This is a genomic window from Bacteroides sp. An279 (assembly GCF_002159615.1).
GTDB lineage: Bacteria > Bacteroidota > Bacteroidia > Bacteroidales > Bacteroidaceae > Phocaeicola > Phocaeicola intestinalis.
The window spans coordinates 1-23534 of sequence record NZ_NFJA01000060.1; the positions used below are offsets into that span (position 1 = coordinate 1).

15 protein-coding genes and 1 pseudogene are annotated in these 23534 nt (G+C 45.5%); 12 read left to right on the forward strand and 4 right to left on the reverse strand.

The window, feature by feature from the left end; genetic code table 11:
* The coding region (locus B5F78_RS17625; RefSeq protein WP_206421946.1) for a hypothetical protein at positions 1-237 on the forward strand (237 nt) is incomplete at its 5' end.
* 116 nt (positions 238-353) lie between these two features.
* Here B5F78_RS17625 and B5F78_RS11090 read toward each other — a convergent pair.
* From B5F78_RS11090 to lnb, 4 genes are all read right to left on the reverse strand, one after another.
* Entirely contained in the window at positions 354-4685 is a 4332-nt protein-coding gene (locus B5F78_RS11090; RefSeq protein WP_087406718.1) for a hybrid sensor histidine kinase/response regulator transcription factor, read from the reverse strand.
* Positions 4686-4943: 258 nt separating this feature from the next.
* Positions 4944-8240, reverse strand: coding sequence for a preprotein translocase subunit SecA (gene secA, locus B5F78_RS11095; RefSeq protein ID WP_087406719.1), 3297 nt, complete (start codon positions 8238-8240; stop codon positions 4944-4946).
* Positions 8241-8342: 102 nt separating this feature from the next.
* Positions 8343-9926, reverse strand: a complete 1584-nt coding sequence (locus tag B5F78_RS11100) for an alkaline phosphatase family protein (protein ID WP_022039035.1) — start codon at positions 9924-9926, stop codon at positions 8343-8345.
* A complete protein-coding gene (lnb, locus tag B5F78_RS11105; RefSeq protein ID WP_087406720.1) occupies positions 9926-11101 on the reverse strand; it encodes a lipoprotein N-acyltransferase Lnb in 1176 nt (391 codons plus the stop codon). Before lnb ends, B5F78_RS11100 begins: the two co-directional genes overlap by 1 nt.
* Before the next feature lie 133 nt (positions 11102-11234).
* Between lnb and B5F78_RS11110 the strand changes: the two genes are divergently transcribed.
* The 11 genes and pseudogenes from B5F78_RS11110 (at position 11235) to B5F78_RS11160 (ending at position 23398) form a co-directional block, all read left to right on the forward strand.
* Positions 11235-11963: a type III pantothenate kinase gene (locus tag B5F78_RS11110; protein WP_022039037.1), complete on the forward strand. Its 729-nt coding sequence runs from the start codon at positions 11235-11237 to the stop codon at positions 11961-11963.
* Complete coding sequence (locus B5F78_RS11115; protein WP_087406721.1) at positions 11950-13212, forward strand: OmpP1/FadL family transporter; 1263 nt, start codon at positions 11950-11952, stop codon at positions 13210-13212. Before B5F78_RS11110 ends, B5F78_RS11115 begins: the two co-directional genes overlap by 14 nt.
* Before the next feature lie 22 nt (positions 13213-13234).
* Complete coding sequence (locus B5F78_RS11120) at positions 13235-14593, forward strand: tetratricopeptide repeat protein (protein ID WP_087406722.1); 1359 nt, start codon at positions 13235-13237, stop codon at positions 14591-14593.
* A 6-nt stretch (positions 14594-14599) separates the two neighbouring features.
* Entirely contained in the window at positions 14600-15223 is a 624-nt protein-coding gene (gene lptC, locus B5F78_RS11125) for an LPS export ABC transporter periplasmic protein LptC (protein ID WP_087406723.1), read from the forward strand.
* 5 nt (positions 15224-15228) lie between these two features.
* Positions 15229-16494, forward strand: coding sequence for a hemolysin family protein (locus B5F78_RS11130; protein WP_087406724.1), 1266 nt, complete (start codon positions 15229-15231; stop codon positions 16492-16494).
* 100 nt (positions 16495-16594) lie between these two features.
* Positions 16595-18730, forward strand: a complete 2136-nt coding sequence (locus tag B5F78_RS11135; protein WP_087406725.1) for a peptidylprolyl isomerase — start codon at positions 16595-16597, stop codon at positions 18728-18730.
* Positions 18731-19322: 592 nt separating this feature from the next.
* Positions 19323-19826 carry a UpxY family transcription antiterminator gene (locus B5F78_RS11140; RefSeq protein ID WP_239473446.1) on the forward strand — a complete coding sequence of 168 codons (504 nt, stop codon included), beginning with the start codon at positions 19323-19325 and terminating at the stop codon, positions 19824-19826.
* A 102-nt stretch (positions 19827-19928) separates the two neighbouring features.
* Positions 19929-20873 carry a hypothetical protein gene (locus B5F78_RS11145; RefSeq protein ID WP_239473445.1) on the forward strand — a complete coding sequence of 315 codons (945 nt, stop codon included), beginning with the start codon at positions 19929-19931 and terminating at the stop codon, positions 20871-20873.
* Positions 20874-21408: 535 nt separating this feature from the next.
* Positions 21409-22697 (forward strand): annotated as a pseudogene (locus B5F78_RS11150) (nucleotide sugar dehydrogenase).
* Between the two features lie 39 nt (positions 22698-22736).
* Positions 22737-22985 (forward strand): DUF6364 family protein, encoded by a 249-nt coding sequence (locus B5F78_RS11155; protein ID WP_087213529.1) that lies wholly within the window; start codon positions 22737-22739, stop codon positions 22983-22985.
* Positions 22982-23398: a type II toxin-antitoxin system VapC family toxin gene (locus B5F78_RS11160; RefSeq protein ID WP_087406727.1), complete on the forward strand. Its 417-nt coding sequence runs from the start codon at positions 22982-22984 to the stop codon at positions 23396-23398. Before B5F78_RS11155 ends, B5F78_RS11160 begins: the two co-directional genes overlap by 4 nt.
* The last annotated feature ends 136 nt before the right edge of the window (positions 23399-23534 follow it).

The window sequence follows — 23534 nt, forward strand, 5'->3', positions numbered from 1 at the left end:
GTTGAAGTTTACGTAAATTTTCTATTTCTGATGTCGACAACTGCATTTCCATGCCGTAAAGATACAACTTTTAAACGAATTATTCGCATTTCACTTACTTTTGACTATAATAATCTTACAGGCAATGCAGCTATATGGCGGATAGAACAAAGCTTGCTTGTCATGCCGGATGTGGAAGCCAGCGTAATTGAAGAAGCGGATTGGCAATCCTGTGTGACACAGGAAACAGAGGAGTAACACCAACTGTGTGTATTCCATTAAAAAGCACAATTGCACACCGTTATATTCTATGGCAGTTCCATACATAAAAACCACCATAGAATGTATTTCGTTTAAAACAACATTTGATGAACCTATTTGGAGGCATTTTCTTCTCTGTCAGCATCACCATTACCCGGAAGCACTCCCCCACTCTTCTGATAAGCAGAAGGAGTGACACCAAATTGGGTCTTAAAGCATTTACTGAAATAGAACGGGTCGTTTATGCCTACCTGACGAGCCACTTCGGCAATGGTAAACTCATCGGACTGTGCCAGCAAATCGGCCGCTTTCTTCATACGCATGACACGCAAGTATTCATTAGGCGAATAGCCGGTTATGCCACGTACTTTCCGGTAGAAAACCGACCGTCCTACCCCCATCATTGTCGCCAGGTCGTCTACCGACAGTTGAGGGTTCTCCATGTGTTTTTCTACAATCAATGTCAGACGCTCGGTAAACAATTTGTCTTTATCGGTACGGCAAAGTGCCGAACCAAGCATCGTCGGGTCGTTCGAGAACTTTTTGCGCAACTTGTCGCGCTGTTCGATAAGACGGAAGGCTCTTACCAACAGCAGTTTCAGACTAAATGGTTTTGTAATATAAGCATCTGCCCCACAATCGATACCTTCTACATGCTTATCATCGGTACCTAATGCTGTCAGCAAAATAACGGGTATATGACTGGTTTCGAAATTGTCTTTCAACCGTCTTGTCACTTCGAAACCAGAATAGCCAGGCATCATCACATCACTGATAATCAGGTCTGCATCATATTCTAAAGCTTTCTTCAGCCCCGATATGCCATCTTCTTCAGCATCCACTTCAAAATAAGTACTCAACTCCCGTTTCAAATATTCACGCACATCGGTATCGTCTTCGATAATCAGTACTTTACGCTTATTCAGCGGAACAGGTATCTCGACATCCTTTTCCCCGCAGCCTTCTTTTGATGCATCGGAAACATTTTCCAAGAATAATTCCGTCTGCTGTTTCTCCGTCTTTTCTTCTTCCCGCAAAATCACGTTATCAGGAATCAAGAAATCTTTTTCATCGTATGCCGATGCATCCGATGGCAAAGAAACGATGAAAACCGAACCCTTTCCCCCTGCATTCTCCCGATAAGTGATTGTCCCTTTGTGAACAACGACCAATTCATGAGTCAGATGCAGACCGATTCCCATACTGCTTCCAGAGATACGATTCTTGGCAAAACGTTTGAACAGTTCTTCACGCTTTTCTTTCGGTATACCCACTCCGGTATCTGACACCTGGACTATAAATCGGTTGCCAGCCTCATCTACCTTTGCCGTCAGGATAATTGTCCCACCGGAAGGAGTATATTTGAAGGCATTAGACAACAGATTATAAACTACTTTGTCCAGCTTCTCCTTGTCGACATACATATTATAATGGTCCGTCGAAGGTTCGAAACAGAATCTCATGCGTTTGGATTCTGCCATTTCCTTAAAATTCAAAGTCAAGTCGTGCAAGAAATCCATGACATCTATTTTTTCCAATGAAAGAGTGAGCTTGTTGTTCTGCATCCGCCGGAACTCCAAGAGTTGGTTGATAAGCCGTAACAGACGCATCGTACTCTTGTCCATAACCCGTACCGAAGAAGCTATCTCCTTGGGAAGCTTCCCAGACAGATGTATTTTCTCCAACGCATTTTGTATCAGTGTAAGCGGTGTACGAAACTCGTGCGATATATTGGTAAAGAACACCAGCTTGTATTCTGTCAGCTGCTCTTCCACCTTAATCTGATTACGCAAGGCATTCATCCTTGCCAAAATGCGATATGTCAAATACAACGCCCCTCCCAACAGAAGGATATAAATCAGGTATGCCCATATTGTACGCCAAAACGGAGGAACTACAACAATCTTCAATACCGATTCTTTTTCATTCCACACTCCCAGCGAATTGCTAGCCTTGACATGCAAACGATATGTTCCGGGACGAAGGTTTTTATATGCTGCGAAATTTAATGGCGAAGGAATACTCCATTCCTTTTCATATCCTTCCAACATATAGCAGAACTTTTGTATGCCCGGCCGTACATAATCCAAGGTAGAAAAATTGACAACAAAAGAATTCTGATTATAATCCAACCTGATTTCGGACAGATAAGGCAAAGCCAATTCCAGCGGAGAGGAATCATCACCGGGACGTACGGATACTCCGTTCAGTTTCAAATCGGTAAATGTCACGACACTTTCATTTCCGGCTTCAGACACCAATATCGGATTGATGACACTCAATCCATAGTTCGTGCCGAAAGCAAGCCGCCCGTCAGGCAAACGGATACCGCAATTCTCACAATAGATATTCCCCAATACATTCGAAGAAAAGAAATGATTTTCAAAAATCCCCGTCTGCCGGTCGAAACAGGAAATGCCGTATTCTGTAGAAATCCACATATTGCCTTGCTGGTCTTCTACGAAATCCTGCACCATATTGTTTACCAGACCATCGGTCACTCCACAATGCACAAATTTCAAACGGGCATAATCCTGACCCGGCGCACAATATGAAAATCCGGCTCCTGTCTCAGCTATCCAGACATATCCTTCCGAATCAAGAACAATGCTCCGTATCTCATTACTGTACAGACTGCCATTCTCCAATGCATAATGATAATAAGCATTCGGATTACGTATCAGCTCGTCTGGCTGAAATACATAGATACCCTTGTCTGTCCCCATCCATATCCATCCTCCACGGTCTTCACACAAAATACGTACCCGGTTTTGTGCCTCCGACTGGAAAAAACGGCGAAATTGGTATTTCCCCTCTTTACGTACAGCAAGATTCAATCCTCCTCCAAAAGTAGCGACCCACATCCTTCCACGACTGTCGCACATCAAGTTATAAATCTGATTGGAAGAGAGTGAAGTCGAATCGTCCCGTTGGTGCATATAACGCTCTTCACCGACAATGATTCCCTTTCCACGCGTGCCATACCATTTCGTGCCCTCCCTGTCTTCGGCTATGGCATATACATTGGTATTGGCTTTCAATACATTCTTTACTGCCAGCAAAGTATCATAAACGACCACATCTCCTGTACGTGTTGCCAAATAGATATCGGAACCATCGAGACAAGAAACAAACCGTACAGCATTGGAACGGTTTATTTTCTCTTCTCCATTGGGATATACCCTGGCTACATCTGTATTGACTATGTTCAATTTATCCACCCCGGTAAACTCCGAACTGACCCACATGTTACCCAACCGGTCTTCCATCAGACATAGCAGATAATCAGAACTTATGACTCCGTTATCCTTTTCACCTGTTGTAAAATGTTGCATCTCATCATGCTGCAAATCATATACATACAAACCATTCCCGTATGTAGCAATCCATAAAAGGCCACGCGAATCATGTACAATCGAATAACGTTCCTCATCAATGTAATCCAAATCCTCTTTCGTCATAAGCTGGAATTCCAATACTTTCCCACTTTCTACCTGCAGATAGCGCAATTTCCCGGAATTGTTATAAATCCAGAAATCATGCTTGTTATCTTGCTGAATCTGCACATTGCGTATATCCAACATGGGATTGGGTTTTACGTAACATCCTTGACGGAAATTAAAACAAAAATTACCAGCCGATGTATAAATCATCCACTCATCACGGTAATATACCTGACCATTGAAACGAAGAGACTTATGTACGGCAAGCTGATCCAGCTGTTTTATCTGTCCTGCCGCATCTGTCCCATACATAGAACCATCGGAAGCAAAAAAGTATGCCTTTCCCTCATACCGGTAAATATACCGGATATTCAAACGAGAATCGATAGTCAGCAATTTTCCGTCCAGCCAATGGTATAAACCGTGAGCAGTAGCAATCCATACACCTCCCTTTCCATCCGGGTAAATCTGATTCACATCATCCGATGCCAAACCTTTACCTTTCTTAAAAGATTCTGAAGTCAATGCCCCTCCTTTACAGACAACCCTACGGCATCCGTCCTGAGTGCCCCATAGCCAAACATCTTCGTCTGCTTTCTCTGGAATATAAATAGAACTGTATGAATCCAAATATTCTCCACACCCGGTAAAATCAACTACCTGTCCTTTGCGCAAATCGTAACAACTATATAACGAGTTGGTATGACGTATCCATAAGAAGCCGTTTTTATCTTCAGCCAAACGGTATACACGATGGTCGGCAAGCGAAATCTTCATCTCCTTTTCAGGCAAGAATGTCAGAAAAGACAAACCGTCATACCGGTTAAGTCCGTCAAGCGTACCAAACCAGATAAATCCTTTCCCATCCTGATAAATACAACGTACTGAATTATTCGCCAGACCTTCAGCAACGGTCAATCGCTCCGAACGTACATCAACTCCCCCTAAAACTGCAGTGCATATTCCCAGCCAACCCACAAGTAACAATACTATCCTTTTCATGTCTTCACGGTATCAAATGATAATGATGTGCAAACTTAAAGAAAATTATCATTCGCCCCAACAAGAAAAAAGGGATTTTTGAACACAAAACCACACAAGTACCCGTACAAGTGGTCCACAGGTGTCTATTTTCCCAACAAACCTACACACAACCGCCAGACCTTTAAAAAAACATTGCCGCAAAGATGCGAAGAGGAACAATCCTCTTTCGTATCTTTACGGCAATGCATGTTTAAGTTATTATGTCAATAGAAATACTTACAAGTTCCGTCCGTGGCAGTTCTTATATTTCAAACCACTTCCACAAGGGCAAGGGTCATTGCGTCCTACCGTCTTTTCGGCACGATAAGGTTCTTTTTTAGCATCACGTGTATCTTTTCCAGCAGCTTCCTGTTGGTCGGGATCATTCAAGTCCTGCTTTTCCTCACGGTATTGCTGACGGGGTTGCTGAGGTTCGGGAGCAGCCTGACGCACTTGCTGAGGTTCTTGTACTGGAATCTGTCCGCGCATCAATACAGATATGGTATTGTTATTGATTTTGTTCACCATAGCATCAAACAAATTGACTGATTCGAGTTTGAAAATCAACAACGGATCTTTTTGCTCATAGCTTGCATTCTGTACCGAATGTTTCAATTCGTCCAGTTCACGGAGATTCTCTTTCCAGGCATCATCAATCACGTGTAATAATATCGCTTTTTCGAAAGCCTTGACAATAGCCTTTCCTTCGGTTTCGTAAGCTTCTTTCAGATTCACCGAAATGTTATACATACGCTTACCGTCGGTTATCGGAATCAAAATGTTCTGATAAACCTGTCCCTGGTTCTCATACACTTGTTTGATTACCGGATTGGCAATCTGTGCCATACGTTCGGTCTTGCGCCGGAACAGGTCCATCGCACTTTGGAAAGTCTGTTCGGCAAGTTCGTCTTTGCCCTTGTTGCGGAAATCATCGCTGGTAAACGGAGTTTCCATTGCCAGTGTCTGAAGAATTTCCATCTTGGCATCTTCGTAGGCCGGCTGAGTTACTGCATTGTAGCAACGATCCCAAATCATATCTGCGATATCCATACCGATACGTTCGCCCATCAAAGCGTGACGGCGTTTCGTATAAACCACGGTACGCTGCTTGTTCATTACATCATCGTATTCCAACAAACGCTTACGGATACCGAAGTTATTCTCTTCTACCTTCTTCTGGGCACGTTCGATAGATTTCGATATCATGCTATGCTCTATCATCTCGCCTTCTTTAAAGCCCATCTTATCCATCCAATGAGCCAGACGGTCGGAAGCAAACAGACGCATCAGGTCGTCTTCCAACGATACGAAGAATACAGAAGAACCCGGGTCTCCCTGACGTCCGGCACGACCACGCAACTGACGGTCTACACGACGTGATTCATGACGTTCTGTACCAATGATAGCCAAACCGCCTGCCGCCTTCACTTCCGGACTCAGCTTGATATCGGTACCACGTCCTGCCATATTGGTGGCAATGGTCACCGTACTGCTCTGTCCTGCCTTTGCAACAATTTCCGCTTCCTTCTGATGCAATTTCGCATTCAATACGTTGTGAGGAATCTTACGAAGGGTAAGCATCTTGCTCAGCATTTCCGAGATTTCGACCGAAGTAGTACCTACCAATACCGGACGGCCTGCCTGCACCATCTTCTCGATTTCTTCGATAACAGCCTTGTACTTTTCACGCTTGGTCTTATACACCCGGTCATTCATATCAATACGGGCAATCGGACGGTTGGTCGGGATTACTACCACATCCAGTTTGTAGATGTCCCAGAATTCACCCGCTTCGGTTTCTGCTGTACCGGTCATACCTGCCAGCTTGTGATACATACGGAAATAATTCTGGAGTGTAATCGTTGCAAAAGTCTGGGTAGCAGCTTCCACCTTCACTCCTTCTTTGGCTTCTACAGCCTGATGCAAGCCATCGCTCCAGCGACGTCCTTCCATAATACGGCCGGTCTGTTCGTCGACAATCTTCACCTGACCGTCCATGACTACGTAATCGGTATCTTTTTCGAACATCGTGTATGCCTTCAGCAACTGGTTGATGGTATGTACACGTTCTGCCTTGATGGCATAGTTCGTCATGAATTCATCTTTTTTGGCAAGCTTTTCTTCATCGCTCAATCCGGGAGCATTTTCCAGTTCCGAAAGTTGGGCTGCAATATCGGGCAACACAAACAATGTAGGATCTTGAGATTTTCCGGTAATCAAGTCGATACCCTTATCGGTCAGGTCTACGCTCTTCAGTTTTTCGTCAATTACGAAATACAAAGGTTCTACCGCCTCGGGCATACGCTTGTTGTTCTGCTCCATATAGATTTCTTCGGTCTTCAGCATGCCCGCCTTGATACCCGGTTCGCTCAAGAACTTAATAAGTGGCTTGTTCTTCGGCAACGCCTTATGACTACGGAACAAGGCAAGGAAACCAGCTTCCTGGTCTTCTTTCTTGTCCGAAGCTATCAGACGCTTGGCATCTGCCAGATACTGAGTAGCCAGTTTACGCTGTGCTTCTACCAGTCTTTCCACCAACGGGCGAAGCACTTCGAACAATTGCTCGTCACCTTTGGGCACCGGACCGGAAATAATCAGCGGCGTACGTGCATCGTCAATCAAGACCGAGTCGACCTCATCGACAATGGCATAATTATGCTGACGCTGTACCAAGTCTTTGGGGCTTACTGCCATATTGTCACGCAAATAATCGAAGCCGAATTCGTTATTGGTACCAAATGTAATATCTGCCATATAAGCACGGCGGCGGGCTTCCGAGTTGGGCTGATGCTTGTCAATGCAATCCACGCTCAAACCATGGAACATATAAAGCGGCCCCATCCATTCCGAGTCACGCTTAGCCAAGTAATCATTTACGGTTACGACATGCACACCGTTTCCGGTCAAAGCATTGAGGAATACCGGAAGCGTAGCCACCAGAGTCTTACCTTCACCTGTTGCCATTTCGGCAATCTTGCCTTGATGCAATACCACACCACCGAAAAGCTGTACATCATAATGCACCATATTCCAGGTAATCTCATTACCACCAGCTATCCAATGATTCTTCCAGACAGCCTTTTCACCTTCTATCCGTACGAAATCACGTCCTTGTGCAGCCAGATTGCGGTCCATTTCGGTAGCTGTGACCTCGATTTCTTCATTCTCGGCGAAACGACGTGCCGTATCTTTTACAATCGCAAAAGCTGTAGGCAACACATCATTCAATGCCTTTTCGTATTTGTCGAGCACCTCTTTCTCCAGCTTGTCTATCTGATTGAAAATCGGCTCACGTTTTTCGATGTCTGTTGCTTCGATAGTTGCTTTCAAGTCTGCAATCTTCTGAGTCTCTGCAATTGCAGAATCCTTGATATACTTTTTCAATTCTTCTGTCTTGGCACGCAACTCATCGTTCGTCAACTTCTGGATTTCCGGATATACTTCCTTTACCTTGTTTACCCACGGCTGAATCTCTTTCATGTCACGAGTAGCCTTGTTTCCGAAAATCTTACTTATAAATTCATTAAATCCCATTTTATGTTGTTGTTTTTATTATTTCTATTAAAAATGATTTTGTTAATTCGGTTGCAAAGATAAGCAATTCGCCATGTATCCGAAAAGCTTCTTGATACAAAATTACTTGCGAATGCCTGTAAGAGGGGCTGACATCGCAGCATTAGGCGCCCGAATGCGCATGAAGTGAGCTACCGTAGGAGCTATTGTAGCTACTTTTACCGGAGTATACAGAATTTCCGGCTTGATGTTGTTACCAATGAAAATAAGCGGAACCGATGCATACGTATCCCGCACTACATGAGTAGAATGTGAAACCTCATCGATAACCGACCAGCCGGGCATCACCTCCACGTAAATATCTCCCGAACAATTCGGATTGAATGTATTGCGGATTTTATCGATACGCGGAGTCCATGCTCCCAACAACAGGCGTTGTGAAGAATATGCCGTACGCACGCCACTCATCTGCACAATAAAATCAGAAGCACAGTTCAGTATCTCCGTCAGGTTCAGCTTGCGGTCTTCTATCAGTTTATGATTCAAGTAGATTTGACGGTCGTAATACGTCTCCACGTATTGCCCGGGACCGTATATCGCCATCAAATACATGTTCAGCAAAGCGGCACAACGCTCGATGTGAAATTCACCGCTGGGGATACGATATTGCTCAGGGTCTTTAGGTTCCGAATCCGCATACCCCGTCGAAGTTATGAAGAACAGCGTGTTGGCAAGCCCTACCCTGCGGTCTATCAGCTCCAGCAATTCGCCGATGGAATGATCCAGGCGCACATACATATCCTGAATTTCCATTGCATATTCCGTATTCGGCTTGTGCGCATAGTTGCCCGCATAATACGAAAGGGTGAGCAGGTCGGGAATATTGTCTTTTCCCACCTGAGTATGAAGCAGACATGCATCTACCAAACGGTTCACCTCATCATTCACATACGGACTGGTCTTGAACTTCCTGTATTTTTCCAACCGCTCATCCGAAAAATCGTGTTTGAAAGTCAGTTGCTTGGCGGTAGATGTCACATAACGGTACGAAGTGACTGGCAAATAAGGTCCCCATGTCAAACTACCGATACGGAAATCAAGCCCTTCCTGGTCATTATAGGTAGTCACCCAGTCGGGAAACGTACCATAGTAAGTAGAACCACACCACTTACCTGTTTCATCATTCAGCCAAAGCGCACACTTTGCTGCATGTCCGGCGGAAAGAATCGCCATTTCACGTGTAGGAGCAATAGAATATACTTCGGCAGCCCCGTTCGATGCCACCATCAGCTCATCCGACAAGGTAGATACCAACAAGTGCTGGGGCGAAGTGCTTTCGGAGGTATAAATGCCCATATAGGCAGGATCGTCTACACACTTTACCATCCGGAGTGTATTACGGTCCATCCAGCGGTTGCCCACAATGCCATTATAATAAGGTGTAGTGCCCGTGTAAACCGATGCCACTGCCGACGAGCGGTCGATATTGATAAAGTCGTATTCCGCATTACAATACACCCGCCCTTCTTTCATCAGCCGTTTGAAGCCTTTCTCGCCATACAAGGCAGAGAATGCCTCGATGTAATCCGAACGGAGCTGGTCGATGGTAAGGCCAACTACCAGACGGGGTACGGGTGACGCGGTCTGTGCCTGCAGCCCGGTCAGTACAATCACGGTGATTAAAGATGTCAGTATGCGTTCTTTCATTACTTTTTGTTCCAAACTAATATACGGCTCACGGAGTTCACCAGCAAACCGAGTGCCAAAGGTAATACTGTTAAATTAAATTCTTGCCCACAAATCGGGATAATCACCATAAATAATGTTAAATACACGATATTTATGACATGATAAGGGTCTTTCAGCCCTTTTTTCTCATGAAAAACGAGGAATGGAAGGTAGAACAACGGCACCGGATTGAACAACCAGAGCAACCAGTTCGAGCCTACCGTGGGGTGGGTAGAGAAGAAAAACAGGAAAGCGACGATACACCCTGCCAGCCCCTGCAGCAAGAGCAACACTACGTCCCATCCCCACCACACACACCGATGCTTCCATTGTACCCATCCCATCACGATGCAAACAATGAGGAACAAGATACCACACGCCACCGGAGATAAAGGAAAACCTGGTTCCACTGGTTCAGGATCGACATTGACGATAGTTGTCTTTTCGGACACCAACGGACGCTTCACTCCGGCGGACGACACAATATAAGCACTATCCGCATAATGCAACATATAGAAAGGAGCAAACATCTGCAGGCGTTTTCCTATCTCCCGGTCCGCCTCCACACCCAGACAAAGGTCGATACCGAATTCGTCCCACAGAGCTTCGGAGGTAAACTCGTGAATGATGCTACGGAATGTCTTTCCGCCGATGGAATCGGCATACACCACTTTTCCTTCGATAGCTTTCTCTATCTGGTCGCGGGCACGGGTGGTACAGTTATCATAAAAATAATTATACCGGTACACCCGATTCTCAGGACGGTAATTCTCTTCGAGCAATCCCAGAAGCCTCAACTTTTCCTCCTGTGTCAGGTTCAGCACTTGCTGATACACCGAAGAGCCACGCATGGCATATTCAGCCCTAAAATATATATAAGGTGTAATACCCAGCTGATAATCGGTCTCTCCTTTCACGAAACGCCACACGAAATGCGGCTCACGGAAATTGAACATCCCGTAATTGAACACCAGGTCAATCTCCCTCGTGTAGTTCTCGTACCGGATAGCCGTATGCCCGAAGTGCGCATAAATTTCGCTTCCCGGCGCACAGGTAAGCAAGCTGAACCGTATGCTGTCCGACTTGAAGCTGGCTGCGCGGGCAAACCCGACTATAAGCAACGCCAAGAGCAAGTATATGAGTTTCCTCTTCATTCTATATTCGTTTCTGTCTCAATCCGGGTGCAAAAATACAAGGAATAATTCAGATGTTCGAAAGAAATTATGAGTTTTATTGCGTGACCTATTCATTTTTTAATTTACTTTGCACCGCAAAAAACGAAAAGAAGTGAACTTAGTTATCGACATAGGCAACACTGTTGCCAAACTTGCCGTATTCGACAAAGAAGAGATGGTAGAAGTGCTCCGCGGGTCAAACCATTCGCTGGACTATCTTCCCATGCTATGCCACAAATACCCCATCGGACACATCATCATTGCATCTGTCATCTCGCTCAGCAATACGATACGCAGGCAGCTGAAGAAGATAGACCTGCCCATTCTGGAATTGACGTACGAAACTCCTGTACCCATCCGGAATATGTATAAAACCCCGAAAACATTGGGCATGGACCGGCTGGCAGCAGTAGTAGGAGCCAATTACCTATGTCCGGACAAGAACCTGCTGGTCGTCGATGCGGGTACGGCACTCACCTATGAGTTCATCGATGCACAAGGATGCTACTGGGGAGGAAACATCTCGCCAGGCATCTATACCCGCTTCAAAGCCTTGAACGCTTGTTGCGACAAGCTTCCTCTGATAGAAAAAGGAGGCGACCTGCCCGAGTTCGGCTACAGTACCGAAACCGCAATCCGCGCAGGTGTCATCAAAGGCATCGAGTTCGAAATCATGGGCTATATCCGTCTGATGCAAAAAAAATACCCTGACCTTTTGGTTTTTTTAACCGGAGGAGATAAATTTTCTTTTGATACAAACTTAAAAAGTATCATCTTTGCAGACAGATTTTTAGTATTGAAAGGTTTAAACAGAATATTGAATTATAATGTTAAGAAATAAAGCACTTCTACTCAGCGTCTTGATGATAGGAAGCTGGTTGACGACCTCTGCCCAGTCAAGCACGAACTCTCCTTATACACGATATGGTCTGGGCGACTTGTCCGACCGCGGTTTTGCCAACAATGCAGCCATGGGAGGCATCGGTTACGGCCTGCGTTACAGCGAACACATCAACCTGACCAATCCGGCATCCATATCTTCGGTCGACTCTCTTTCGTTCATGTTCGATATGGGAATGAGCCTGAAAAGTTCGAACTACAAGGAAAACGGCATCAGTTCCAATGCCAAGAACTCCAGCTTTGACTATATCGCCATGCAGTTCCGCCTGCACAAGCGCTTGGGTATTGCCGTCGGATTCACTCCGTTTTCGAACGTAGGATATAACTTTTCGACCACTACCCCTGTAGAAGGAAGCGAAAGCTATACGGCTACCAATACATTTTATGGCGACGGAGGTCTGCAACAGATTACCGCAGGGCTGGGATTCAAGATACTGGATAACCTTTCTATCGGAGCAAGTGCCGGATACATGTACGGCTCGCTCAATTACCAGTCCAGTGTAGGATTCAACACTACCAGCGACCAGACCATTGTCTACAACGAAGTCAGGGTAAAAAGCTATGTGGCCAATTTTGGCTTGCAATACACCCAGAAGATCAACAAGACTGACAACCTGACACTGGGCTTGGTGTACGAACTGGGACATACCCTGAACTCGACCGACACGCGAGGCATTCAAGTTACCGACAATTCGAATTATTCTACAACAAACGAAACGAACATATACGATTCGTATGGCATTCCGCACACATTCGGTGCCGGTGTGGCATATATGCATAAAAACAGGCTGACCATCGGTGCCGACTATACCCTGCAAAAATGGGGTTCGGTAAAATACAACAACCAGACCGATATGTATAAAGACCGCAGCAAAATCGCGATAGGAGCCGAATACCTGCCCAACCCCATCGGAAGAAACTACTTGGCACGGGTACGTTACCGCGTAGGCTTCAACTATGCCACTCCTTACCTGAAGCTTCCCCAATTCGAAGGTCCTTCCGAATATAGTGTCAGTGCCGGATTCGGATTCCCTCTCAATGTATTTCAATACAGGACTATCTTAAGCCTGACAGGAGAATATGTACGCGTGCAGCCTTCAGTTGCCAATGTATTATCAGAGAACCGCTTTGTCATCAAGTTGGGTCTGACCTTCAACGAACGCTGGTTCATGAAATGGAAAGTCAACTAAGGAAGCGGTTATCCGCAATGCCATGAAGTATGCAGGTTTATTGGTAATATGGCTCCTCTGTTCCCTTTCAGCCAATGCACAAAAAGGAATAGAAGATGGTTCACGCTTCGGACACGGTGAAGATAGTGTCCGGTGCATACAGCATATTGCCCTGTATAAAACTTATCTGCAAAAAAATGATTTTGCCCAAGCCTACAGCCCATGGAAATCGGTATTTACCGAAGCCCCCTGGGCATCTCCCAATATCTACACCGATGGCACCCAAATCCTGCGTGCACTGATTGCCGATTCGGATAACGAAACAAAGGAAGAGGATTACTTGACAGAATTGATGAATATACATGACCAGCACATACAATATTTGGATTCATTGAACACATTGACCCATACACCGGTTACCCCCGGATTCGTCTTGGGGATGAAGATACACGACTATGTCATGTTCTCGGGTACCGACATCAATATAGACAAGGCATACAGAAAAGAACAAGAAGCCATCGGCATGGAAAAAGAGAAGTCCACTTATTATATGCTGGAAGACCTCATGGACCTGTCGCTGCAAAAGTTGAAAACAAATGCCGGACACATCGAACAGTTTATCCAAGACTACCTGAAGGCATCCCGCTACATCCGCTTCCGGCTGGAAAACACCATAAACGACCCACAGAAGCAACATCTATGGTCAATAACAAAAGACTACATAGACACCCGCTTTATCGAGAGCAGATGTGTAACCTGTGAGGACTTACAAAAACTATATGCCCCCAAAATAGAACAGCATAGAACCGACCTGGCATATATCAATCTGGTTCTTTCTACCCTGAGACAACTGAAGTGCACGGGTGAAGAAGTATATCTGACGGCTTCAGAAGCCGCCTATACCTTAACGCCTACAGCTGGACTTGCAGCAGAATGTGGACGCTTATGCTATCAAAGGGGCAAAATAGAAGAAAGCATAACCTACTTTGACGAGGCGGCAATGCTGGCCCCCAATCCTGCGGACAAAGCCGAATATTGCTATCGTGCGGCAAGAGTCTTGTTTCAAGACAAACAATGGAAACGGGCAAAACAATATGCACTCAAATCCATATCCCTTGATAAAGACGAAGGTAAACCGTACATATTGATTGCGCAAATGTATGCTTCGAACCCCAACTGGTGCAAAGAAGCCACCCTGAACCAATGCACTTACTTTGCCGTAATCGACAAGCTGCAAAAAGCCCAATCAGTCGATACAAGCACAGCCGATGAAGCAACCCAGCTCATCAATACCTACCAGAAACATATCCCTACCGAAAAAGCACTTGCCGGCTTGGGACTGAAGAAAGGCAACGCCGTCATTTTGGGCGGATGGATAAACGAAACCATAATCTTAAGATAAACCGACATGATACAACATAAACCGAACCAAAAGAAATACATGATACCGCTGTGCCTGACGATTGCCGCATGGGCAATTTTAATGGCTGTCTTACTGCCTTCATGCGGGAAAAAAGAAAATCTGGCAGAAGCTGTAGGAAAAGGAGACTCCATCCCAGACATGCGCACCACCGGAGTAACTACCTACATCTCCGACTCTGGAATGATACGCTATAAAATCATTACAGCCGAATGGCTTGTTTACAGCCGGATAGACACCCCGTATTGGGCATTCCAGAAAGGCATTTACCTGGAAAAGTTCGATACCCTGTTCCACATAGACGCCAGCATCAAAGCAGATACGGCTTTTTATTACGAACCCAAGAAATTATGGGAACTTCGCGGCAATGTACATATACGTAGCCAACGGGGCGACAAATTCGACACCCAACTGATGTATTGGGACCAAGGCAAAGAACGAATCTATTCCGACCGCTATATCCGGATCGAACAGCCCGACAAAATACTAACCGGATACGGATTCGAATCGAATCAGCAAATGACCGAATACCAAATATTCAATAATACCGGTATCTTTACCGTAGAAGATACAGCACCGGCAGATACCGTCCAACAACCGAAAACCAATTAAGTGACATGACGAGCCTTATCATTAACCTAATCATATGCATGACACTTTCCGTCTTTTTCGCAGGGACGGAAATAGCTTTCCTCTCCTCCAGCAAGTTACGCTTCGAGATGAGGAAAGACAATAGCTTGTCGGCACAGATTCTTTCCAAATTTTACCACGATGCCAATCACTTCGTGTCTACCATGCTGGTAGGAAACAACCTCTCGTTGGTAATGTTCTGCATCGGGATGACACAATTGTTCGGGCAATATGCATTCCCCCGTACATCCCTGCCTGCTGCCTGGATAATAATCATCGAAATCCTGACCTCTACGGCAATCATGATTCTCACCATCGAATTTATCCCCAAAACATTGTTCAAGATGTTTCCAGGACACATGTTGCGACTTTTTGCCGTACCCGCCTTCATCTTCTATATAATCCTGTATCCCATCAGCTGGCTTGTGGCATCACTCTCCACCGGCATTTTACGCATATCCGGACATAAAGTCGATAAAAAAGTAAAAGAAAAGGCATTCACCAAAGTCGACCTCGACACATTTATTGAAAACAGCTTGAAAGACACGAATGACCCGGAGAACATCAACACCGAAATCGAACTGTTCCGCAATGCCCTCGACTTTACGAATATCAAGGTACGCGACTGCATGATTCCCCGTACCGAAATCATAGCTGTAGAACTCGATACTCCGCTCGAAAAACTAAAAGAAACATTTATCGAGCATGGCATCAGTAAAATCATCGTCTATAAAGAAAGCATTGACAATATCGTAGGCTATATCCATTCCTCTGAAATGTTCAAGCCTCTCACCGACTGGCACAAAAACATACGCCGCATCCCTATCGTACCCGAATCGATGAGTACCCATAAACTGATGAAACTGTTGATGCAGCAAAAACGGTCACTTGCCGTAGTAGTCGATGAGTTCGGAGGTACATCGGGTATTGTATCCATGGAAGATCTGGTAGAAGAAATCCTGGGTGACATTGAAGATGAACATGATACCAAATCTACCATAGCCAAAGCCATCGGTGACAACGAATACATTTTCTCCGGACGGCTTGAAATTGAAAAGGCAAACGAGGAATTCGGACTCAACCTGCCCGAAAGCGACGAATACCAAACCATCGGAGGGCTGATTCTCCACGAATTCCAAAGCTTTCCCAAACCTCATGAAATAGTAAACATCAATCAATTTCATTTCAAGATAATCAAGGTCACAGCTACGAAAATAGAGCTGGTCAAACTGAAAGTTATGCCTCAAACATAAGGAAAACATCATTTTTTTGAGGAAAAACGACACTGCTACGTACATTTTTTGTATCTTCGTGCGCTAAAAGGAAAAACAATAAACAAAATAATAACTTTAAATGGCAACTTTACAATCAATTAGAAGCAAAGGACCACTTTTGGTCATCGTAATCGGTCTTGCCTTATTCGCTTTCATTGCGGGTGATGCATGGAAAGTTCTCCAGCCGCATCAGGGAAGACAAGACGTCGGAGAAGTCAATGGAGAAAAACTCTCCGCACAAGAGTATCAAAAAATGGTAGATGAATTCAGCGAAGTCATCAAGCTGACCAACGGGCTGAACTCGTTGAACGAAGACCAGCTGACAAACGTCAAAGACCAGGTATGGAACACTTATGTCACCAACCAGCTGATAGCAGGAGAAGCAGAGAAACTGGGACTGACTGTTACCGATAAAGAACTTCAGGCAGTCATCGACGAAGGTACGAACCCGCTGCTGATGCAGACTCCGTTCCGTAACCCACAGACAGGAGCATTCGACAAGGATATGCTGAAAAAATTTCTGGTAGAATATGCCAACCTGGGCTCATCACAAATGCCTGCACAATATGTAGAGTATTACCAAAAACTGGGTAACTTCTGGACATTTGTAGAAAAGACATTGAGACAATCTTTGCTGGCATCCAAATACCAGAATCTGATTGCAAAATCCTTGATTTCGAACCCGGTGGCAGCAGAAGATGCTTTCAAGGGACGCACCGAACAAAGCGACCTGCTTCTGGCTGGGGTTCCTTATGCCAGCATCAGCGATTCTACCATCACCGTATCCGATGAAGAAATCAAGAACTTATACAACGAACGGAAAGAATCTTACAAACAACCGGTCGAGACCCGTGACATCCAGTACATCGATGTACATGTAGTACCTTCTGCCGAAGACCGCGGTGCCGTATTGAAGGAAGTAACCGAATTTACAGACCAACTGGACAAAACCACGACAGACTATGCTTCATTTGTCCGCTCTACCGGTTCTACCGTCAACTATACAGGCGTAGCCATCAACAAGACTTCACTGCCACAAGATGTAGCAGCCCGTCTTGACTCTGCGTCAGTCAACGAGGTATACGGTCCTTATTACAATGCGGGCGATGACTCGTACAACACGTTCAAGATTCTTGCCAAGACTACGGCTCCCGACTCTATCCAATTCCGTCAGATTCAGGTAATGGCAGACACAGAAGCAAGACGTACCGAACTGGCAGACAGCATTTTCAATGCTATCAAGGGAGGTGCCGACTTTGCAGAAGTGGCAAAAGCATACGGACAGACAGGCGAAGCTACATGGGTGAATGCCATGAGCTGGGAAGGTGCTGCATTGGATGCTGACAACTTGAAGTACATCCAGACACTTATCAACCAGCCGGTAAACGAACTGAAGAACCTGAAAGTAGGACAAGCCAACCTGATTCTTCAGGTAATGAACAAAAAGGCTATGAAACCGAAATATGATGTAGCCGTTATCAAATGCCCGGTTGAATTCAGCAAAGAAACATACAATGATGCTTATAACAAATTCAGCCAGTTCGTAGCACAGAACACAACGCTGGAAGACATGAAAAAGAACGCAGAAGAAGCCGGTTACACAGTAATTCCACGTTCCGATTTCACCAGCGATGCACACTACGTAGGCAACATCCACTCTACCCAGGAAGCCTTGAGATGGATTTTCAACGCTAAAGCTGGCGAAGTTTCTCCGCTTTACGAATGTGGAGACAATGACCACATGATTATGGTAGGCGTAGAAGCCATCAACAAAAAAGGTTACGTCAACATCAACAAAGTGGCAAACATGCTGCGTAACGAAATCATCCGCAACAAGAAAGCCGAACAATTGATGGGACAAATGAAGGACTTCAACAGCCTGGCACAAATAAAAGAAATGAAAGATGCCGTAAGCGACAGCGTAAAACACGTAACGTTCAATGCCCCGGCATACATTTCTGTTACACATGCCAGCGAACCTGCCATCAGTGCTTACGCTTCGAAAACCGACGTAGAAAAGGTATCGGCACCTATCAAAGGCAACGCAGGTGTCTATATGATTCAAGTATACGCCAAAAACAAAGGCAGCGAAGAATTTGATGCTAAAAAAGAAGAATCTGCACTCTCATCCATGAGTTCAGCCTATGCAAATCAATGCATCTCCGAACTGCGTGAAAAAGGTAAAGTAACCGACCAGCGTTATTTATACTTCTAACGACAACTACCCCATTCAAACAAGGAAGGTGTGCCGAAATGAAAACTAACTTTTCGGCACACCTTCCTTGTTTTTTATCCATTCAGAATTTGTTTTGAAACGCGGATTAACCCAGATTAGCACGGATAATAGTTTATACTATATGCGGTATAGACTATGTATTTTAATGAAACATAACTATTCACCACAGAGGCCACAGAGTACCACAGAGGAAAAAGTTAAAAGACTCTGTGTACCTGTGTCAGTGGTGAGAAATGCACAAATCTGTATCACGCATAATATATAACAATTCAACCAGGGGAAAAATGAACATCTCCTATTATGAGACGGATGGAATCCGTCATGGAAACCAACACCGATGCAGGCGTTGTTGGGAGCAGTGACGGAGCTGGAACAATCTTATGAAAATAAAGAGAAGCCAACAGTCCGGCGCGTATAACTGCTTATTATTGAGTATTTTACAATAGCTTGCAGGATTAGAAGAAATGTCCCTGCCTGAACCATGAATGAATCTTACCCTAACATACAGGACGGTATCCCGGCGGCAGACGCCGCTTTGCCCGATGAACACGACCGTTTGAAATGGTTCGTCATGCGCGACCTTAAAAGATGCAACGCCAGGCTACCGGCATACAGGCTGTTCGAGGAGCTGGGGATAGAGGCTTTTACACCGATGGTGTGGAAACTTTCGGTAAGGCATGGCAAACGGTGCCGTGAGAAAGTCCCTTTCATGCAGGACCTGCTTTTCGTGCATGACACCCGGCATTCCATCGACTCAGTCGTTGAATCGTACAACACTATCCAGTACCGCTATGTGCGTGGCGGCTACAGGATCCCCATGACGGTAAGGGATGCCGACATGCAGCGTTTCATCCACGCCGTAGAGTCCTCCGAGAGTCCACGTTATTACACGCCGGATGAAATATCCTCCGACATGATAGGCAGGAAAGTACGTATTATCGGCGGTTTCCTGGACGGTTATGAAGGATATCTGCAAAAACTGCAGGGTTCACGCATCAGGCGTCTGTTCGTCGGACTCCCCAACCTCCTGACCGCTTCAGTTGAGGTACAGCCGGAATACATCCTGTTTTTATAGTTGACAAGGTATCAGTTGACAAGGCAACAAGGTTCTGATTACACTAATGGCATCTAAAACCTCGTCAACTTGTCAACCCGTTAACTTGTCACCTGAAATAAAATGCATACGATAGACCAGTTCAAGTCCCGATGGAAACGCCTTCACCATCCGTCCATGAACGTGGACGGCGACGTGGCTTTCTTTTATGGGATCTATGTCAGGCTGCACCATCTGGCGGAACAGGATGCACGGGCATTCGATGGGCGGCTTATCCTTTCCCTGCTGCTTTATACGGAAAATACCGTCGCCATCGGGCTTGACGGCGTTTACGAAGACATGTACCGCAGCCTGGGCAATGTGGTGTTCCGGTGGTGCGACGGATCCGGCATGAGTGCCAATGCCACCTCACAGGTCCACGACCTTGTGTCACAGGCTGTGGCGGATGCCCCCTGCAGCGCCCTCAGGCAATGGATAACGGAAAGCGTGCTGTCATGCGACTTCCAGCGTCTGAGCGATGTGCTGACCTATTTTGCACGGGAAGACAGGGTCCTGCGGCATGTCTATCCGGACTTGCGCTGCCGCAAGCCGATGTTCCTGCGGATCGCCGGAGAAAAGCAGGCAGCCCGGCAGATGTTATGGGCGGACCTTGCCTTCAACTGGCAGGACAAACACGGCAATTCCCTGCCGGCTACTTTGGCAAGGCAGTGCCGTCTGACGGCTCCTTTAATGGAGGAGTGGGAAAGGCTCCCGCTGCAGGAAGCGGCAGGCCTTCTCGATACCGTCCGTTCCGAACGGCTGGATACCTATACGGTCATTGGCGTAAAAGACGGACGTACATTCACTTTGCGCCACAGGGACGGCAGGCTGTTCAAGGACGTAACGTCCCGTAGCCCTGTCCCAGAGGATGTCCGGACCGGCTGTCTCGCCGCCCAGCTCGTCTTTTATAAGGACAAGGCATACATCAGCGGCCCTGCTGTCCGGCTTACGGATGACGCCGCAGCTGGCTGGAACGGGGAGGCCATCTGGAGCGACATCTTTAAAAAGGAGCATGAGGCAGCAAGGTAGGTCTACTTCACCACACCGTTCGGCAGACGGATCAGCCTTTACGAAGGCCTGTATACCATCCCGGAAGACCCTGATGAAGCCAGCTATGCCGGCATGGGCATCTACCTGGACGAACCCAACATCTTCGATTTCCTGGAATGGCTGAAACCGTCGGATAATGCTCAAGGAGTATCACGATGAGCCAGACAAGCTACACGGGTAGGAAGACTCCAAGTCTGCCTGCATCATCAACGGCGGCAAGAACCTCATCGCCCCGAACGCGCGGCAGGCAGAACAGACCATACAGGATAGTATCCACGAAAAATGAATATATACTGCAACTGCTGATGAATATATACTGCAACTGCTGATGAATATATACTGCAACTGCTGATGAATATATACTGCAACTGCCGATGAATATATACTGCAACTGCCGATGAATATATACTGCAACTGCCGATGAATATATACTGCAACTGCCGATGCAGTATATATCCCTAAAAAGCATGAGCGATTGCCTACAACCACAATAGAACAACATAAACTTACCGATATGAAGAATATAAAAATAGCCGTAGCCGGAACAGGTTACGTAGGACTTTCCATTGCCACGCTCTTGGCACAACACCATCAGGTAACGGCTGTAGACGTGATACCCGAAAAGGTAGACTTGATCAACCAACGCAAGTCACCCATCCAGGACGAATACATTGAAAAGTATCTTGCCGGGAAAGATTTGAACCTGACCGCAACATTGGACGGAGCAAAGGCATACAGTGATGCAGATTTTGTGGTGATTGCAGCACCTACTAATTACGAACCGGTAAAGAATTATTTCGATACCAGCCATGTAGAAGAAGTCATTGAACTGGTAAAGAGTGTCAATCCGCACACCATCATGGTGATTAAGAGCACCATTCCCGTAGGCTATACCGAAAGCATCCGCAAGAAAATGCAGTGCGACAACATCATTTTTTCACCCGAATTCCTGCGCGAAAGCAAGGCATTGTATGACAACCTCTATCCCAGCCGCATCATCGTAGGCAGACCCGAAGGGGATAAGCGGCTGGATGAAGCAGCCCACACATTCGCGGAATTATTGCAGGAAGGAGCAATAAAGGAAAACATTGACACCTTGTTCATGGGTACAACGGAAGCCGAAGCGGTGAAACTTTTTGCCAATACCTATCTTGCCTTGCGTGTAAGCTATTTCAACGAACTGGATACCTACGCAGAAATGAAAGGACTCAATACACAGGCTATAATCAACGGTGTTTGTCTTGACCCACGAATCGGCACTCATTACAACAATCCGAATTTCGGTTATGGTGGTTATTGTCTTCCTAAGGACACGAAACAGCTACTTGCCAACTATGCCGATGTGCCCGAAAACCTGATTCAAGCTATCGTGGAAAGCAACCGAACAAGAAAAGATTTTATTGCTGACCGTGTACTTCACAAAGCTGGTTACTATAATTATTATAACCGTGGCGATTTCAATCCATCAGAAGAAAAAAGTGCGTCATCGGTGTTTACCGCTTGACAATGAAATCAAACTCGGACAACTTCCGTCAGTCAAGCATCCAAGGTGTAATGAAACGGGTGAAAGCCAAAGGTGCGGAAGTGATAATCTACGAGCCTACGCTGGAGAATGGCAGTACGTTTTTCGGCAGCAAGGTGGTGAATGACCTGGATGTTTTCAAGGCGCAGAGCCAGGCGATTATCGCCAACCGCTATGACGCTTGTCTGGATGATGTACAGGAAAAGGTTTATACGAGGGATTTGCCATACGAGGGATTTGTTTGGAAGAGACTGATTTTGAAACATACTCCTTGCTTATAACAAAAATAATTTTTATTTTTGCAGAAAAGGGATAAAGCTATGGCAACGACAGCAATCAGACTGAACAAGGAATTGGTAGACAAGGCGCAAGCATACGCTACAGCAGAAGGGAAAAGCCTTTCTTCCATTATTGAAGATTTTCTTTCGCGTCTCACCTCTTCAAGAGAAGAGACGGAAGAAATTCCGGATATTGTATTGAGTCTGTTAGGAGCTGGGGCTCAGGTAGATGATGACGACATCAACGGACGGAAAGCCTATTATGGCCATTTAGAACAGAAGCATCAATGAAAAGGGCATTTCTTGATACAAATGTTGTAATAGATTTGCTGGATAAGCGTGAAAGGTTCTATCCTGCTGCTGTAAAATTGTTTACGTTGGCCTATAAAAGGGAATTGTCTTTATATATCTCTCCTTTGACTTATGCCACAGCAGCTTATGTCCTTCGAAAACATCCTATTGAAGAATTACGTATACTCTTATCTAATTTGCGTAAACTTTCGCATGTAACTTTAGCTGATGAACAAACTGTTGACAATGCGCTGTCTTCCGGTTTTGATGATTTTGAGGATGCGTTGCAGTATTGTTCAGCTATAAAAGAAAACGTAAGTGTCATTGTTACCCGAAATGTTAAAGACTTTTCCTTGTCTAAACTTCCGGTTATGACACCAGATGATTTTTTAGCAAGATATTTCTGTAAGTAGTCAAAAAATGGCTATTGATTGAAATGGGTAACTTCGCTGCCAACCAAATTTATAGAATTATGTATAGCAGTGAAGATCTTGAAAGGTTTTACTTTCAGTACCAGACGGAGGCGTTACCCCGTGGAGAATCTCTCCA